Source organism: Natranaerovirga pectinivora, assembly GCF_004342165.1.
In the GTDB taxonomy this organism is placed as follows: domain Bacteria; phylum Bacillota; class Clostridia; order Lachnospirales; family DSM-24629; genus Natranaerovirga; species Natranaerovirga pectinivora.
Genome location: NZ_SMAL01000010.1, coordinates 40,685 through 59,472, shown reverse-complemented (window position 1 = coordinate 59,472; position 18,788 = coordinate 40,685). Strand labels below are relative to the sequence as shown.

The following is an 18,788-nucleotide window of genomic DNA, read 5'->3' as shown; positions in this document are numbered from 1 at the left end:
ATTTTATTTTATTACTATAAAACATAAATATGTAAAATCCGTATCATCTTTTCTAAATTAGAAATTTAATTAACTACTTGAATCAATCCTTCTACTGCAATTACTTCATTATTTTCATTAAATATAGGAAACTCTGTTACTTCCGCCATACAAAGAGATCCATCCTTTTTTATTAATTCAAGATTGTATTTAGGTTGTTGAATACCTTTTATAGAATTTTCAGTATATATAATAGCCTTACTATTTATAGGATTATCTGTTAAGAAGCTTTCAAAACTTTTCATAAACTCTTCAACAGAATAGCTAAGTACTTCTTTCACAGATTCTGTAACATATTCAAATATACCTTCTGTATTATGTCTATAAAATACATATCCTACTTTTCCATTTGATCCTGCTAGATCTTTCATTTGTTTAATAATTCTTTTTGCAGATTTATTTCCTGCTGCGAATAATTTTTTAGTATCTTCATTAAGTTTTTTACTATAGTTTAAATTATTTAGAGCCATTTGCCCTACATCTTCTGAAGATGCTAATATTTCTTCGGAACCTGCTAGTTGTTCTTCTGTAATACTTGCAATATTCTGAGTCAAATCATTTACTGAATTCACTTCATTTACAATATCATTTAATTGTCCTTGCACTTCGCTTATTGATATTATGAGATTCTCAAAGACTTCATCTGTTTCTTTTACTGATTCTTTTACTTGCATCATACCTTCTTTATTTATATCTGACTGACTTACCGCTTTTTGAACAGTTGAATCAACTTCTGTTATTAGCGTTTCAATATCTTTCGTCGCAGTTTTTACATCTTCAGCAAGTTTACGAATTTCCTGTGCTACTACTGCAAAACCTCTTCCATTTTCACCAGCGCGGGCTGCTTCTATTGAGGCATTCAAAGCAAGTAGATTGGTTTGACCTGCAATATTATCAATAACTTGGATAATACTTTTTATCTCAGAAGTTGATTTTCCTACTTCTAGCATTGTAGTTGATAGGGCACTTACAGAGTCCATTATTGATTTAACATTATTATCATTTTTTTTCATAGATGCTTTGCCTTTTTCCGATATCTTTACCATTTTATCTGTTTTATGCTTTACCTCTTCTCCATTTTGAGAAGTGTTTGATATCACCTGAGATAACTCCATAATACTACTTGTAATTTCTTCCGTTCCTTTAGTAAATTCTTTTATCGTTATTATTAGTTCTTCCATTGCTGTTGCTTGGCTTTTTGATATCTGCTCTTGCTCATTTGTGGCTTCTTTAGTAGAGTTTACAATCTGATTAATTTCAACTATAATTTCTGTCATTTGATCAAGCAATTCTTTAACACGTGTATCCTTTTCTATAAAGTCTGTAGTTGTTTTTTTACTTTTTGTATTCTTAAACATCCTATCCCTCTTCTCTATAACTTGAACTATAAGTAACTAATTATATTATACGGCATTATTAATGATACTTCAATTCTACATTTTTATAGATAATTTTCCAATTTTCATTAATATTACCATTTATTACTAACTTTACACAGGAGCATTTTAACCATACCTAATTTAGTCTTGAATGTATACTATTTTAATAGATAGCTTAAACTACTCTAGACTTTTATTTTCTTACCCACCTTGGAGGATTTTATGAATTTTATTTCAAAATTTATTACAACAACCAAGATAAATAAATATAGAACCTTTATCTTTACTCTTTCAAAATGGATATTATGGGGAGCTATTATAGGTATAGTTGTAGGTACTACTTCTGCTTTACTTATCGGAGTTAATGATTATGTAACCGAGGTAAGACAGGAAAATTCTTGGCTTGTATTTTTACTTCCTCTAGGTGGCGTCATCATTGGTTATCTCTATAAATACCATGGAAAAAACTCTAGAAAAGGTGTTAATCTTATACTTGATAAGATTCATCAACCTAAGATTAATATACCTTTAATAATGGGTCCACTGGTTTTTGTGGCTACTTTTATAACACATCTTTTAGGTGGTTCTACAGGAAGGGAAGGAGCCGCCTTACAAATGGGCGGTACCATTACTGAGTTTATGAACCGTAACTTAAAGGTCCGTAAAGAAGAACAAAAAATATTACTTATGGCTGGTATTAGTGGTGGTTTTGGATCTGCTTTTGGGTTGCCTTTAGCAGGCACTTTATTTGGAATGGAGGTTGCCTCTGCTGGAAAAATGAAATACGAAGCCTTAATACCTTGTTTTATCTCTAGTTTTATTGGTAATTTTGTTACTATGGCATGGGGTATTGAACATGAAGAGGTCATTATAGACTTGGTTCCGTCTATCACAACTTTTACAGTAATCAAGGTTATTCTCCTGGCAATCGTCTTTGGCATTATAAGCATTTGTTATAGCGAATTAAAGCATCATATCAGAAAATTTTCAATGAAATACCTTAAAAATCCTATGATAATAGGTTTAGTTGGGGGTATCACAATATTAGCACTGGTTTATATTGTGGGTACAAAAGATTATCTAGGTCGTAGTTTGCCAATGTTTGAAGAGGCTTTTATTGGCACTGTTCCACCCTTCGCTTTTCTTGCAAAACTTGTATTTACTGCAATAACGATGGGTACAGGTTTTCGAGGTGGAGAAGTTATTCCAATTTTCTTTATAGGGGCAACTTTAGGAAATGTATTAGCACCTATTGTAAACTTACCAACCTCATTTCTTGCTGGATTAGGTCTTGCAGGTGTGCTTTGTGGTGCCATTAACGCACCAATAACTTCATTCATTCTCGCTGTTGAAATGTTTCATGGAAAAGGAATTGAATTCTTTTTTATTGTATGTATCGTTAGTTATATATTCTCTTGGCACCATGGCATTTACTCTTCCCAAAAACTGTATGAGCCAAAGACAAAATTATTTAACCTACCTAACGGAGAAAGTATTTCACATATTAAATTAAAAAAGCGTGTTTAACCTAATATCTCCAATAGAATATTTTAGTTGTAATTAACAAATAATAAATCTGTCTAAAATAAGGAGGTGCTTATATGAACTATACTCGTGCTAAAGAAATTGCTAAATCACCTATTATGGCCGATGTAACTTATAACGGTTCAAATGTGTATATCGAACAAGTAAATGAAACTAAAATGGCTGCAAGCATTCATTTACTTAATGATCCTAGTAGAAGTATGGAAGTTCCCGTTGATAGTCTAATAGAAAATTGAGTTTACCATTACCTCTTGTAATAACCTACAAGGGGTTTTTTGTGCTATACTATCATTGGGTGATATAAATGAAAATATTTAAAAACAGTTGGGAAGACCTACTAAAGGATGAGTTTTACAAAGATTACCATATTATGCTTAGGGCTTTTTTAACTTCAGAATATAAAACAAAAATGGTTTATCCAGATAAAAATGATCTTTATAACGCATTGCATTACACAGACTTTAAAGATGTTAAGGTGGTTATCCTAGGTCAAGATCCTTATCATGGTCCTAATCAGGCACATGGTTTGAGCTTCTCTGTAAAACCAGGCGTACCTTCCCCACCATCTTTAGTGAATATTTTTAAAGAACTTAAAGAGGATTTAGGTTGCTATATACCTAATAACGGTTACTTGAAAAAATGGTCTGACCAAGGTGTTTTATTGCTCAATACTGTACTAACTGTCGTAGGTGGACAAGCTAACTCCCATAGAATGATGGGGTGGGAAATTTTTACTGATACAATCATTAAATTATTAAATCATAGAGACGATCCTATTGTGTTTATCCTTTGGGGAAGCAATGCACAGTCCAAGATAAAAATGATAACCAATCCTAATCATTATATAATAAAATCTGTACATCCAAGCCCTCTGTCTTCTTATAGAGGTTTCTTTGGGAGCAAGCCTTTTTCCAAAGCTAATGCATTCCTTATTTCTAATGGCATAAAGCCCATTGATTGGCAAATTGATAACATATAAAACTCTTAAAACAATGAAAGGACATCTTTTATGATGTCCTCCTTTTTTATCCTAATTGAAATTTCCTAACCAATAAAACGGCTACTAATCCAAGAAGTCCTGTAACCATAAACCCTGTAGATAATCCTAATTGATCGGATATAAACCCTAATATTACAGGTCCCATAACCATTCCAATGCCGTAAACAGCTTGAAAAAATCCCATTGCGGTGGCTCTTTTATTTTGTCCGATATCTTTTATACCAAGACCCATAAGTAATGGAAACACCATACTTCTTCCGATTCCTGCAAAAAATTGTACAATCATTAATATCCATAAATTTGGTACAAAAGGTATTAGTATACATAGTATGGTACTTAGTGAAAATCCGTATATAATGGTTTTATTAGCTCCCCACCACCCTACTAAAACTGTTCCAGTTATTGCTGAAACCCAAATGCCTGGTATAATATTTATGGCTGTTATCCAGCTGAGTTCTAACCCAGTTGCACCTAATTCTCTAGCAACAATAGGCACAAAACCTAAAGCTGTTGCATATGTAATCAATTGGGAAACAATTCCTAAAATTGATACTTTTATTAGTGTTGGTTCTAATGCCACAGAAAATATTTCTTTCATTTTTAGAGGCACTCTGTTAACATCTTTATTCTCATCTGTAAACAAGCTTAACATTAATCCAAATATACCACCTATAGCACCTAATAAATACAAATATCTTGTACCAAAATACAATGATACAACGCCACCTAAAAGCATTGCCGTTAATTGTCCTGCTGCGTTACACCCATTGATAATGCCAATAGCCTTTGGCGTTTCTTCTTGCTTGTAATAACTAGAAAAGACTACTGTGAATAAAACCCATGTACTTGCAGCAATTCCTGCCAATATTCTAGTTACCAATAAAGAGAATACTGATGGATAAAAGAAGGTAATAAGACAACTTACAACGGTTATAAATAATCCTATTTCTATAAAAATCTTACGCTTGTTTAACTTATCCGAAAGTATCCCTAAGGGAATCCTTAGTATGGTTTGCATAAAACCATATGAGCCTGTAATAATACCTATCATCTTATAACTTGCCCCCAAGTTTTCTGCATAGGTTGCAAGCTCAGGAATATAAGCATACAATGAAAACCAGAAAAATCCTGTAGCAATCATAAAGAGTATTTTTTTCATAAGTTCAAGCTCCTTTTATGTGTTTATAATTTATATTTCTTCACTATAATAACATAGAAATTTAATTTAGTGGTATGTATTAATATTGTAAATCCTCCTAGTTAAATTGTTAATTAGACATTCATTTCTTGTTTTTTTACTTTATAATTAATATATAATGATTACAAAGAATAGGAGGCGTTATAATGCCTAGAAAAATTATTAAACTCTGGTTGATATTACTCTTAGTAACTGTTGTAGGTTGTAAATCTAATCCTACTCCTGCCGATTCTCTTATAGAAGTAACTGAAACACCTGATAATACAGACACAGACACGTCAGTAACTAATCCCCCTAGCCATCTGCTTTTACCTATTATTGAAAACAATACAGGAAAAGTCCTTATACAAAACATTAATGGTAATACCCAATATCCAAACAATGGCTATATGATTACTTCAATTAATGGCCACCGGTTAATTATTGATCCTAGTTTTATGCCCAGTAAAAGACTAATTGATTTTAATCCTTCTGCCATTATATCAACTCATAGTCACAGCGATCACTACGACCAACTGTTTAATTCTTATTACGATTGCCCAAAAATACTATGGTCTATTGAAACTTTAGAAATAGATGATTTTAAAATCTTTACCATTCTTTCTTCCCATAACGACGATAACCTAAATGAGACCTATCCGTCTAATATTTTAGTAGTTGTAGAAGTAGATGGATTACGAATAGCACATATGGGCGACATTGGACAGACTAGCTTAACAGATGAGCAACTGGACTTATTAGGAGAAATTGATATCGCATTTATGCAATATGAAAACAAATTCTCACGGATGACTCTGGAAAATGAAAAAGGATTTAATCTTTTCGAACAATTTAGTCCAAAGATTGGTATACCAACGCATTACACAGAAGATACCATACCTGTATTGATAGATAAATATGGCGAACTAATAGAATTTGAAAATTATTTCACTATATCAAAAGATGAATTGCCTCAAACCTCTTTAAATATATATAGATTAATTAATAATCACAAATATTTCTAAAAACCAAACTATAAAGGACCTAGCAAGTTCTTTATGGTTTGGTTTTTCCCTAGTATTTATAGCATCTTAGTCTTTGAGATTTTATATCTCCTTTTATAGCAATGTCTTCTACCTCTATAACTTTAAGAACCTCTTGGAATCTTGCTCCTTCTGGGAACACATTCACCAAGCTATTTGTAGCCTCTATAAAATAATTCATATTAAATTGTATTCCCCTCATCTCAGGGAATATGGCAACATAAAATATATCTGCTTCTACTAAATCTTGAAAAAAATGTGATCCATAGGATAGGTCAGGTACCATACCCATAATTTCATATGCCATTTCACATAGTATACTCATATTACAGATGTCAGTGAATTTTAGTGGTAATCCTAAAGAGGGTGTACTACTTCCAATTCTTCCTGGTGCTACAAGGATAGTTGTCATAACATCCCTTTTAATTCCTTTATTAATGTTTCCTATTGTATTTGCTATGGCGTATTTGTCTTGTGTAGAAAGATTGCTATACCCTTTTGGATCCACATATATAATTCTATGGATATTTTGATCAATACTACCTCCCATAAAATTCCCTTTTGTCTCAAATATAACTTGCTCATTTTCTATCTCTGGTATTTGAACGTTTCCAACAACACCTTTCGTCTGCAATGGTCTACATTGAACAACATTGATTCTTAATGTTTCATCAGAAATGTAATTTACTGTAAACTCCATATCTACAGGGTAGGTATAGGCATCCTCTAAGGCCTTTAACATCTTTTTCATTGTTTGTATAAACCCAGTATTTTTAAATAGCTTTTCATAGTTCAATATCCAAGCTTCTTGTTCTTTAATATTGTATTCCTTTATTTTTTTATTGGTTTCATAATCTGGTATACCGATTAAATCCATTTTTATACCTACTTTTTCCCACATAAGTTTGTTTAAAGAAAGGGATTCAAAGGTGTTCTTTTCTAAATTTAAAACATCTACTGTATGTTGAGAATACTTCTTCTTATCCTCTTCATTTCCTAATGGTTGAAGGGTTGGTTGATCTAAGGAAGCTACTCTAGGGTAATCTCCTTCAACTCTATCTACTGCTTTTGTCCCTAAACCTAATACCAATCTAATCATACCTGCCTTTGGGTCTAGATGCTCTTTCCACACATAACTGTTATGAGAAAATCCAACGCCTGCTAAAAAGGGGAAAAAATATTTTTTATAATAGTCTCCTGAAACCCTTTGAACAAGTATGGCCATTTGTTCATCTGATTGATCTAATCCTCTTTTCATTCGGTACTCTAAAGCGTCCCTATTCATAGAACTTGCATAAACAGTTCTTAATGCTTCTTCAAATTGTTTGTAACGTTCTGATGGACTGCCTTGATTAATACAAAATACACTATCGTATTTGCCTGCAAAGGCATTGCCAAAACTGTCTTCAAGCAAACTACTTGATCTAACAATTATTGGTGACTGACCAAAATATTCAAGCATTTGTAAAAACTGTTCTTTAATATTCTCAGAAAATATTCCTTCCTTCATTTTTTCTTGAAGTATTTGAGCCGCTTCAAAATACCCCTCTTTGCTTCTTTGTTTTAATCTTAAGTGCCACCATCCATTTTGCACAATATAAGTATAAAAAACATCTGAACCGATATAAAAAGAATCATGGGCTTCTAAAACATCATTCCAATTCTCTTGTGGGTTTTTGGATAAAATTTGTCTTGCTAAGAGCATTCCAACTGTTTTTCCACCAATAAATCCCGAACCAATAAGCCTTGATTTTATAGAGATTATATCCTCTAAGTCAAAGTGTTTTTTAGCCATTTCTAAAACTTTTTCTTCTTTCCCTATCATTAGCCTACATAATTGCTCCACCATTTCTTGCTTTTTACTCTTGTTTTGGTTATGAGAAGTATATATTAATTCTTCTGCATCTATAAAAAGTTTATCCCAGTAATCAAGTTTTCTTTTTGGATTCCCTAATCCCTTTTTAGGTAAATACTGAAACAATATGGCTGATTCTGCACTACTGGTTATAGGTGTCATTCCCGAATCATCCACGATATGAGGCAAGAACATGGTTGGTGAATATCTATTCCATACTTTTAAGGGATGTACATACAACTTCCCTTGTATATTATAAAGATCCAATAATAATTGTGTCGTTTCTCTTATTCTTGCGATGGTATCAAAGGAGTGATTGCCTCTAATGATTCCAAAATAAGCAATGGTCTCCATCTCAAACAAATAAGGACAAGTTACTTGAAAGAAATTTCCAATCATAAGATCAGTTGCCCAAGCTTCTAGTAAATTAGACAAACAATCAAATACATAAAATGCCTCTAGCCCTTCATTTTCAATAATGCGATGTACTTCTACTGTAAATGATTCAAACCCAATAGAAGGATCTAATTCATACTTCTTAATATTTTCATTGTCTTCTAGTATAGGAGGATGGGCTGCAAATCGCATATAAATTATATTTCTATTATCATCAAGGCTTTTTTTTACATAGGCCTTTGCATAACGCATATAATCTTCTATATGATCTACTTGCCACACAACATTGTCACCAATTCTTAGAAAGTTGATTATTTCATCTAATCCATTGTTTCCAGTGCTCGCTTTATCAAACTTCATATTATACCTCCTATTTTTGTACCTATTTTTAATACCATCCATCTATATTTCTATTTTTCACTTATAATTATATTTCATTCTTATTGTGATTTCAAATAAAACGTAGTTGTGTAACCTTTTTTATCCTATTACATAATATAATCATAATAACTTTTTAGGAGCCTTCTATGAATTCATCTAATAGGAACCCTAATTTTAAAAATATGTATGTTATTGACTCTGTTTATGGAGATATTAATGGAGATGATATTGATGATATTATCTATTTAGTAGGTAACAAACCCTATGGTTATGATAGTCCCTTCATAACCGATATTGTTTTATTCATAAAAGATGGTCTAACCCATAAAACCTTTACTATCTCTCCAAAAGAAAATTCTGGTTACAATCCAACTATTTTTCTTGGTGATTTTACCGGCAATCACACAAATGAAATATTATTAAGCATTGATTCTGGCGGCAGTGGTGGTTATGCATTCTACTATATATATTCTATGGTACATAATACACCTACTTTAATATTTGACCATGAGCTATATAATAAAGAGTACACTTATAAGGTAATCTATAAAGATAATTATCAAGTTGAAATTCTCGATAAAGATTCAAAAAATTACCTTATAGATATTCAATATAAAGGTAAAAATTATTTGTCTGAGATTTATAATAGTGATGGCACCCTTAAAGAACCTCTAACAGGATGGGTTAACCCTTTAGGAGGGCTTTACCCCATTGACTTTCAAAGAAATGGCATATATGGTTTATATACGTCTCGAAGCATTGCTGGAAGGTACAATGCAGATGGTTTAGGCTATGTACAGACATCATTAGAATGGGATGGTTCTCGTTTTAAACCATTTTTTCAAACTGTAGGCATCTTATAGTGTATAAAAAGAGTCCACCTTAACTTTTTGGGGTTCACACCACACATCCGTTAATTTGGACTCTTTTTATATAATTTTACAATTAGCTCTCATTTATAACAACCATTGCATGACTCCCTAAAGCTTCATAACTGGCAAAAAAATCATCTGCATTACGGGTAATACTTCCTTTTAGTGGATCCATCACATAAACTTTATCATCAACAAATCCTTTTAATACGATACAGTGCAAATTAATTGGCGCATAAAATTTATCCCCTGTTTCAAATAGTTTCCAAGAATAATTAATTCTTGGCTTTTCTAAGTTTAATGTGGTCCAGATAACAACAGGAACGCCGCTTTCCAAAAATCCCATAATTTCTTCTCTTGAACTACCACTTATATCAATAGGGGTTTTATTCTCTTCCTTAATATCTTTAAAATATAGTTCAGCAGCCTCTACAATAGGTGGCGCATAGGAAAAAAAACCATTTAAAGGATCTCTTGGGTCTCCTGCATACTCTTTATATGGGTCCCCACCATATAAAATACCATCTATTCTTTCAAAATGCCTTCTAGGTAAGTAGGTATCAGACATCTCTGTCTTAGTCACATCATACCCATAATAGTTTAATACTGCTGTTAATGAAGTAATTTCACAACCATTAGGAAGAACAGGTCTTTGTTTAATAATCTCAACTGGCATAAAAAGTTCAGTAATATTAACTTTTCCATCCTCTGCCACTTCAAAGCCCTTTACATATTCCAAAGTATCACTCTCAATAATAAGAAAATGTTCTTTATCATTAATTTTTATCTGTATGACTTCTTCATTAACTTTATAGGGTGAACCTATTGAGTATTGTTTGATTTTATATTTTTTCCCATAGTCGTATAATCTAGATGTGGCTGTACCTGCTCCATCAGTCACCAATACTTCAACAATTTCATTTGCTTTATCATCTATAATGACATAAATTACATTTTCTATTGGCATTTGCGTTTCTTTATATAAACTCGTTACCTTTATTCTTCCTTGCTTTTTATTTTTAGAAGAACTGGTGTTAATGTACTGATTTTGTAAAACTTTATTAATTTGTTCATCTGTTATTGCACTATAATTAATATCTTCTCGGCCTTGAGCTCTATAGATATATACATAAACTGAAGAAGCTATTAAAATAGCAGATAAAATTATTGCTGTCGTTTTTAAGATTATCTTCATTTTTCTCCTCCTAATGTTTTGACAATTATCAATTCATAAGAGTTAAGAATAAATTAATCCCACCCTATATTAATTATTTAAATACTCTTAACAAAAATATGCTTCTATATTTTATACATTACCATTTTTTTTATACAGTAAGGTATATAAAAAAACCGCCTTAATTTAATTCTACGAAAAACTTTTTATACCATATTAAAAAAACATATACAGTCCATATATATCTAGCGTAATTACTTTTAGACGCATAATGTTCATCAAGATATCTTAGCAATTCTTTTTTATTGAAGAATTGTTCTGATATATCTGATTGGAACATTTCTTTTACTATATTATAATATTTTTCTTTTCTTAACCAATGTCTAATAGGCACAGGGAAGCCTACTTTAGGACGATTTGCCCATTCATCTGGTAATACTTTTTTAGATGCTTCTCTTAGAGCATATTTTGTATTTATATTGTTTACCCTTAAATCTGTTGGTAGCTCTGATGCTAGTGCCATAACCACCTTATCTAAAAATGGTACTCTTAGTTCAATAGAATGGGCAGAACTCATTTTATCAGCTTTTAATAAAATATCTCCAGGTAACCATAGCTTTAAGTCAATGTATTGCATTTTGCTGACATCATCAATATTGGCTACTTTATTGTACATTTTATGGGTAATACTTTGAACAGAAGGCCCTTTTTGATACGCACTTTTTAATACTTTTAATGCATCATCTTCATCAAAGACTTTTGCTTGACCAATAAAACTTTCTTCAACTTTTTGACCACCTTTACTTAAAAAAGTAGTTATTCTATTTTTAGGTAATTTTCTTGCACCTAATGAAATTGGTCTTCGAAGAATATATGGTACTTTCTTATATTTACTCATAACTGGTGTATCTCTATACCATTCATATCCACCAAAAATTTCGTCGGCACCTTCACCAGATAATACTACTGTAACATGTTTGCTGGCCAATTGAGCTAAAAAGTATAATGGAACAGATGATGGGTTAGATTGTGGTTCATCCATATGGTATTGTATGGTAGGTAACATATCAAAACACTCATCGGCATCAATAATTTTTTTATGATTTTCTATTTTTAATATATCCGATAGATCTTTTGCCAAATTGGTTTCATTAAAAATACCTTCATAATCTTTAAAACCAACTGAAAAAGTTTTGTTAGGCATTAATAATGAAGTAATATAACTAGAGTCTATCCCTCCAGATAAAAACGAACCAACTTTTACATCACTAATCTTATGATATTTTACAGATTCTTCCATTGTTTTATTAATTTTATCTATGTAATACTCTAAAGTATTTTCTTTTTCTTTAAAAGTTGTGTCCCAATAAGGTTCAATTTTTATTTCACCTTTTTTATAAATCATATAATGTCCCGGTTTTAGTTTGTAAACACCCTTAAAAAAGGTTTCATCTAAAACAGAATATTGAAACGTAAGGTATGGCTTTAATGCATCATTATTAAATTCTTTAATAAATGCTGGATGCTTTAAAAACGCTTTAATTTCAGATCCAAATATTAATGAGTTATCTTTTGTATTTTGAGTATAATACAATGGTTTGATACCAAAAAAATCTCTGGCTATAAACATTGATTCATTTTTTATGTCCCAAATTGCAAAAGCGAACATACCTCTTATTTTATCTAGTAATTTCACACCATATTCTTCATAACCATGAATTAAAACTTCACTATCTGTATGACTTGAGAAGATATGCCCTTTTTCAATAAGTTCATCTCTTAATTCTTGGTAATTATAAATTTCTCCATTAAAAACCAATACACAACTTTTGTCTTCATTGTACATTGGTTGACTTGCTTCTTCTGATAAATCTATAATTTTAAGACGTCTAAAACCTAACGTTGCCTTTTCATCAGAAAAAACACCATCACTGTCTGGACCTCTATGTGCTATACAATCCATCATATTGTTAATTATTTTCACCTTATCAATATCTAAAGTCGCATCTGCAAAACCAACAAAACCACACATATTAATCACCTTTCATTGATACTAACCAATTTTTATATTTTTCATATTGTTTATTATTTCATTTACAATCTCTTTTTCGTTAAAAGGTATTTCTTCTGTACCAATTATTTGAGATGTTTCATGCCCCTTACCTGTTAGAAGAATAACATCATCTTTTCTACTAATTTCTATAGCATAATTTATGGCTTCTCTTCTATCAATAATAGCTTTGTAGTTGCCCTTTTCCTCTTGAATGGCTTCAACAATTTCTTGAATAATTAACTCTGGATCCTGGTCTTTAGGGTTGTCCGATGTTACTACAGCAACATCTGAATATTTTGCTGCAATTTTACCCATTCCAACTCTTTTGTCTCTACCTTTTTCTCCTGCTGCTGCATAAACACCAAATACTAGTATAATTCTACCTTTAACAAATGGTCTAATGGTATTTAATGCCTTCTCTAAACCATCTTCTGTATGAGCGAAGTCTACAATCACCTTATAATCATCATCATTATAGATAACTTCAAGTCTTCCAGTTATACCTTTTAGACTGTTAATCCCTTGTTGTATATCCATTAGTCCTATATTATTACAATAGCCATATGCTATTGCTGCTAAACTGTTATACACATAAATAATGCCTGGTATATTCACTGTAATATCCATAGTTCCATTAGGTGTAACTACAGTGTATTTTGTAAATTCATCACCGCAAATAATATCTTTTGCATAGATATCGGCTTCTTTTTCCAGTCCATAGGTTATTACTTTTGCATCATTATCTTTTACTCTTTGAATCAGTCTTTTACCATATTCATCATCCATATTTATAATATTATAATCACTTGTCATATGAAACAACTTTGCTTTTGCATTAAAATACTCTTCCATCGTATTATGAAGTTCCAAATGATCTGGTGAAAGATTGGTAAATATCCCTGTATTAAAATCACAATAACCCACTCTGTTAAGATTAAGGGCATGAGATGATACTTCCATAATACAATTTTCTACTTTTGCATTAACCATATCATTAAAAATGGCATTCAGATTTAATGATTCTGGTGTTGTGTTTTTATTGGGTATTACTTGATTGTTTATTACAGTACCAATTGTGCCAATAATGGACGTTGGTTTATTCATGTAATCATAAATTGCCTTTATAAAATAAGTTACTGAAGTCTTACCATTCGTACCTGTTATTCCAACTAAGTTAAATTTTTGTGTTGGATGATTATAATAGTTTGTAGAAACTTTGGCTAATGCTAGTCTTGAATCTTCAACTTTTATAACTGTAATACCTTCGTCTATATCTACTTCATTTTCAAGTATGATTACTTTAGCACCTTTATCAATTGCTTTTTGAATATAATTATGCCCGTCCACTTTAAATCCAGATATAGCAACAAAGACCCCATTTTCTACTACTTCTCTAGAGTCATAGGCTATTTTACTTATTTCAATATTAACATTGCCTTTTATCGAAAGAATATCCAGATCTTTAATTACAGCTGTCAATAACATAGATACACTCCACCTTGAATTGTTTTACTTTGTTCTCTTGAAAACTTTCTTTAACATTTTTCCTACGATAATACCCACATACGAAATTCCTGGTATTGGATCTTTCCAATCCCAAATGGCATAGGCTTTTGGTTTTAAAAAAGATAGCATTACTTGATTTAGTGTTAATTGTTTTGTTTTTATATACCCTTTGATTGCTAAGAAATCTTCATAAGCATACCAAAAAACTCTTCTAGTATTTGTTTTTATGGCTTTTGGTTCTATAGGTTTTCCCACCAACTCCATATACGTTATATATGGAAAATTCACGCCTACTTTATATAATAAACTATTCAAATTTGTTATTCTAACATTAATTTCAATTAGGTAAAACTTACCTGTCTCTGCATCTTTTTTGAATTCTATTTCTGCAAAACCTTTATACCCAACTTCTTCTAAAAACTTTGCGCCTATATCATATAATTCTGGAACATACTTTTGCTCCGTATACACGGATGCACCAAAATTTATAGGATACTGACGATGTTTTTGACAAGTCACCCAATGAGTTACCTTTGAATTTTGATCTAGGTAGGCATCAAAAGTATGCATATGGTCATCAAAACCTGGTATGATTCTTTGAACAATCACTTCTAAGTTTGCTTCTTTTGCTTTGTTTAATGCCTCTTCTAATTCTTCTCTATTGTGAACTTTAAATAGTTTTCTTCTAAACTTAGCTACAAAAGTTGGAGAATCAGTTGGTTTAACAATGCAAGGATATTTTATAATGCTATCTATTTTTTCATAAAAATTCTCTTCATTAACCCTAACAGTTTCTGGAACATTAACGCCTTTTTCCATTGCTAGTCTATGTAGCACTTCTTTATTCATTAATTTGGAATATAAACCTGTTTCTGTTTGTGGAATAAGATAATATTTCTTAAGCTCAGTAAGGTGCTCATCAATAACTTCCACATAGGAATCATGACAAGGAATGAGTACTGGCTTTTCATTTTGTTTTTTAGCATAGTTTATTAAAAACTTTACAAACTCTTCTTTTTGCTCTTTATAATGTGGTCCAATTATTCTTTCAGAACAATACTTTGTTTTATTCCCATAAGTCTCTTTTTTCGAATAATCTATAGCAACTGTATGAATACCATTTACCCCTAAACATCTAAGAGCACTTAATCCAATGTAATAATTGGTTCCTAATATTACTGCTTTATTTTTCATGCTTTCACCTCTAGAATACATTTTTACTATCTATTTTCATTTCCTTTTTATCCACTTTAAAGTATCGTCAATTTATATTATTTTAATAACCGTATACTATATTATAAAGTTAGGTTGTCTTAATTCAGTATATTTATACATAAAGAAAAGGATGGATAATTCACAGAATTCGACATTACCATTCTAACATATAATACTGTAATCACCAACACGTTTTATTATATATTCTTGAAAAAATACGCCTATGGTTCTATAAAGTTTAGTATGTTTTAAAATAAAAAAAAGAATAGACAAAATGACAAGTCACTTTGTTTCTATTCTTTTATTGACTACCAAATACAATGTCTATGTCTTTAGTAATACCTAAGTCTATTAATTTTTCATTAGCCATTTCATATAACACTTCCATGGATTGATTATGCGTTAAGGGTTGTCTATAGGGTCTATCCTCTGTTAGGGCCTGATAAATATCTAAACACCCTAATAATCTGGAATTAAAATCCAATTCACTTCCTTTAAGTCCCTTAGGATAACCTAACCCATTTAATTTTTCATGGTGGTTAGATGCCCACTCTGTAATATCTTTAAAGGTGCTTAATGATTCTAAACATTTTCTTGTATAGACCACATGGGTTTTTATGATATTGTATTCTTCATCATTTAGTTTCGTTGGTTTTTCTAATATATTATTTGGAATTGCCAATTTACCAATATCATGTAAATCTGCAGCAATTATCAATTTTAATTTTTCTTCTTCACCTTTTTTATAGTAGGTGGCCATTTCAGAAACTAACGTAGCTAATCCAATGGAATGATATGATGTAAATTTAGATTTACAGTCAATGATCTTAGACAGAACCTTTGTAATATTTCTTATTTCCATATAGGATAATTCTTGTGTGAAAGTGGGTATATTTTCTAACACCGCACTATCTATTAATTCATCCTTTAAATTTAACATAATATCTTTATCTCTAATCAACTCATAAAATACATTTAATATCTTCGTTGAAACCAATTTATTCTCTTGCCTTTTAACATACTCTACTATGTGTTTTTCTTTTTCTTCGTAGTTTTCTTTTAAATTAAATAGCCTATCGATTGTGTCAACAAAACTGATTATCTGCGCCATAATTGGGATCTGGTCACCTTTAATACCAAAAAAACCTTTTCCATCAAAACGCTCATGGTGATATAGTATAATGTTTTTAACATCTGTTAAAAAAGGAAAGTCTTTTATATTTTCCTCTCCTATGGGGCAGTGTTCCTCTATTCTTTCTAATACATTTTGACGCACTTGATAGCTACCTTTTATATTACTATGTAACATTTTTTCACTTATCCCATTATCATGCAAAATAGATATTGCTACAATATCAAAACATTCTTCTGAGCTTAAGCCTAGTTTTTTTGCCAAATAAAAGGAGAGATATGCAACTCTTTTTGAATGGTTTGACGTTATCCCCAGAATATCCATCTCAACGAAATCCAATGCATTAGATACGGCTACTAATAGATTATTTAGATTTATCATTTGCATCACCCTTATACTTTATAAATCTTAAGAACTAAAATTTTATATCCCATTCTATAAATTAGTATACCATATATATCCACTAGGTAAAATGCCGAATTAAAAGTCTTTAAATTATAATAATTTCATATTTTTAACGATTACATTACAGAATAAATTTCATATCCCATAAAAATAACAATACTATAAACAAATTATAATATTTATAGTATTGTTACGCCTTTTATTGAACTTCCAATATTAAATTATATTCATCTGTTAATATATATCGAGGTTTTTCAATATTTAATCTCAAGTGATTTCTGTCCGACTTCTCTAGTGCATAACCGATAGCAATCATTCTTCCATCGTCGTCATACTCTTCGTACCAACCTTCTGATTTACCCCTTGTTAATCTAACACCTACTAATTCCTTATTTTCTAAAGTATTTTTATAATCAAAATTGATTATTAAATGCCCATGTCCAAATCCAAACTCATCTATTGTCCTCTCTACACTGGTGATAATTAAATCACTATCTTGAAAAGAAATTACTTTATTCAATTCTTCCACTAATCCACCTTCAGGTATAGGCAATGTGACTCTAGATCGTTCATTTGATTCTACCGCAATAAACGGTATTTTAAACAGAAACTCTTTTGAATCGTCACTAATATCAAAGGTATATGTTGCATTTATACCACTTCCAAAACTACTTGGCAGACTATATTCTCTACTTCCCTTATCCGTTATAAGCTCAATTTTTTGACCTCTAAACTCTAGGTCATATTCATAATTAAAGCTTATCAATGTATATTTTGAATAATTAAGAGGATAGACATTTACAAACAAATGATCCTCATCTCTTTTTGCAACGCCTGTTAAACTAATATTATTGTGTATTTTCGTTGCACCAATTTCATCTAAACTGTTAAAATATTCTAGTTCAATTAGTTGAAAATCAACGCTTATATTAAAATCTTCATAGTCAACTGTGAATACATCCAATACACTAACTGACTCACTTAATTCTAAAGTTAGATAATTTCTTGATATAAGGCCTCCCCCGACACCACCATTATAGCTAGCATCTATAGACTCACCATTTTTTAAAACACTGATATTAGGTTTTGTTAATTGATCTTCTTTTATTAACCTTTCCCATTCATCGTCTAATATTTTTATTAACTCTTCCTCACTAATATCTTTTCTTTCATACTCAAAATCAATTCTCATAGTACTCTCTGTTACAATTACATTCTCAACAGTTATTCTTCCACTCTCTGTTTCTACTGTTTCTTTTGATTTAAGGGCATATAGGATTTCCTCATCTTCAACAATCCCTACCCCTGGTACTAAGTTAAACATTCTATGAATCCCTTGTACAATATTGTCACCATTCCAAGCCATAATAATAGTAAGGACTACTAGAAAAGATGCGGCATAACTTTTCCATAGGAAGGATTTTTTGTGTGTTTCTTCTGATGCCTCTACCTTATTTTTTTTGATGGTTATTCCTGTTTTTTTACTTACTAAGTTTTTAATATCTTCTAAATCATCTTCTCCAAGCATTTGTGTTGAAAAACTATATTTATTAATCATTTTTTCAGTTTCCTCTATCTCCAGATCATCCAATAACTCTTTTATTCCCTTTTCCAAA

Annotated in this window: 14 protein-coding genes; 5 read left to right on the top strand and 9 right to left on the bottom strand. The window is 31.0% G+C overall.

Features of this window, described 5'->3' with window-relative positions; all coding sequences use genetic code 11:
* Nucleotides 1-65: 65 nt before the first annotated feature.
* On the bottom strand, nucleotides 66-1,397 hold the full coding sequence (locus EDC18_RS12245; protein WP_132253560.1) for a methyl-accepting chemotaxis protein: 1,332 nt from the start codon (nucleotides 1,395-1,397) through the stop codon (nucleotides 66-68).
* A gap of 243 nt (nucleotides 1,398-1,640) precedes the next feature.
* Between EDC18_RS12245 and EDC18_RS12240 the strand changes: the two genes are divergently transcribed.
* From EDC18_RS12240 to EDC18_RS12230, 3 genes are all read left to right on the top strand, one after another.
* Nucleotides 1,641-2,945: a voltage-gated chloride channel family protein gene (locus EDC18_RS12240; protein WP_132253558.1), complete on the top strand. Its 1,305-nt coding sequence runs from the start codon at nucleotides 1,641-1,643 to the stop codon at nucleotides 2,943-2,945.
* A gap of 74 nt (nucleotides 2,946-3,019) precedes the next feature.
* Nucleotides 3,020-3,199: an H-type small acid-soluble spore protein gene (locus EDC18_RS12235; RefSeq protein WP_132253557.1), complete on the top strand. Its 180-nt coding sequence runs from the start codon at nucleotides 3,020-3,022 to the stop codon at nucleotides 3,197-3,199.
* A 68-nt stretch (nucleotides 3,200-3,267) separates the two neighbouring features.
* Complete coding sequence (locus EDC18_RS12230) at nucleotides 3,268-3,942, top strand: uracil-DNA glycosylase (protein ID WP_132253555.1); 675 nt, start codon at nucleotides 3,268-3,270, stop codon at nucleotides 3,940-3,942.
* Nucleotides 3,943-3,988: 46 nt separating this feature from the next.
* On the opposite strand, the gene EDC18_RS12225 is transcribed toward EDC18_RS12230, so the two are convergent.
* On the bottom strand, nucleotides 3,989-5,122 hold the full coding sequence (locus EDC18_RS12225; RefSeq protein WP_132253553.1) for an MFS transporter: 1,134 nt from the start codon (nucleotides 5,120-5,122) through the stop codon (nucleotides 3,989-3,991).
* 185 nt (nucleotides 5,123-5,307) lie between these two features.
* Between EDC18_RS12225 and EDC18_RS12220 the strand changes: the two genes are divergently transcribed.
* Nucleotides 5,308-6,165 (top strand): MBL fold metallo-hydrolase, encoded by an 858-nt coding sequence (locus EDC18_RS12220; protein WP_132253551.1) that lies wholly within the window; start codon nucleotides 5,308-5,310, stop codon nucleotides 6,163-6,165.
* Nucleotides 6,166-6,214: 49 nt separating this feature from the next.
* Here the strand turns inward: EDC18_RS12220 and EDC18_RS12215 are convergent, their stop codons facing one another.
* Nucleotides 6,215-8,794 (bottom strand): PEP/pyruvate-binding domain-containing protein, encoded by a 2,580-nt coding sequence (locus EDC18_RS12215; protein ID WP_132253550.1) that lies wholly within the window; start codon nucleotides 8,792-8,794, stop codon nucleotides 6,215-6,217.
* A gap of 167 nt (nucleotides 8,795-8,961) precedes the next feature.
* Between EDC18_RS12215 and EDC18_RS12210 the strand changes: the two genes are divergently transcribed.
* Nucleotides 8,962-9,678 carry a YybI family spore inner coat protein gene (locus EDC18_RS12210; protein ID WP_132253548.1) on the top strand — a complete coding sequence of 239 codons (717 nt, stop codon included), beginning with the start codon at nucleotides 8,962-8,964 and terminating at the stop codon, nucleotides 9,676-9,678.
* 82 nt (nucleotides 9,679-9,760) lie between these two features.
* Here the strand turns inward: EDC18_RS12210 and EDC18_RS12205 are convergent, their stop codons facing one another.
* The 6 genes from EDC18_RS12205 to EDC18_RS12180 all read right to left on the bottom strand — a co-directional run bounded on the left by EDC18_RS12205 (nucleotide 9,761) and on the right by EDC18_RS12180 (nucleotide 18,787).
* Entirely contained in the window at nucleotides 9,761-10,882 is a 1,122-nt protein-coding gene (locus EDC18_RS12205; protein ID WP_132253546.1) for a C39 family peptidase, read from the bottom strand.
* A 160-nt stretch (nucleotides 10,883-11,042) separates the two neighbouring features.
* The gene (asnB, locus tag EDC18_RS12200) at nucleotides 11,043-12,893 is read right to left on the bottom strand and encodes an asparagine synthase (glutamine-hydrolyzing) (protein WP_132253544.1); all 1,851 of its coding nucleotides are present in this window, start codon (nucleotides 12,891-12,893) and stop codon (nucleotides 11,043-11,045) included.
* A gap of 21 nt (nucleotides 12,894-12,914) precedes the next feature.
* Complete coding sequence (locus EDC18_RS12195) at nucleotides 12,915-14,399, bottom strand: UDP-N-acetylmuramoyl-L-alanyl-D-glutamate--2,6-diaminopimelate ligase (RefSeq protein WP_132253542.1); 1,485 nt, start codon at nucleotides 14,397-14,399, stop codon at nucleotides 12,915-12,917.
* Between the two features lie 24 nt (nucleotides 14,400-14,423).
* Nucleotides 14,424-15,614, bottom strand: a complete 1,191-nt coding sequence (locus EDC18_RS12190; protein WP_132253540.1) for a carboxylate--amine ligase — start codon at nucleotides 15,612-15,614, stop codon at nucleotides 14,424-14,426.
* Between the two features lie 322 nt (nucleotides 15,615-15,936).
* A complete protein-coding gene (locus EDC18_RS12185) occupies nucleotides 15,937-17,148 on the bottom strand; it encodes an HD-GYP domain-containing protein (RefSeq protein ID WP_132253538.1) in 1,212 nt (403 codons plus the stop codon).
* 223 nt (nucleotides 17,149-17,371) lie between these two features.
* On the bottom strand, nucleotides 17,372-18,787 hold the full coding sequence (locus tag EDC18_RS12180; protein ID WP_132253536.1) for a hypothetical protein: 1,416 nt from the start codon (nucleotides 18,785-18,787) through the stop codon (nucleotides 17,372-17,374).
* Nucleotide 18,788 lies beyond the last annotated feature (1 nt).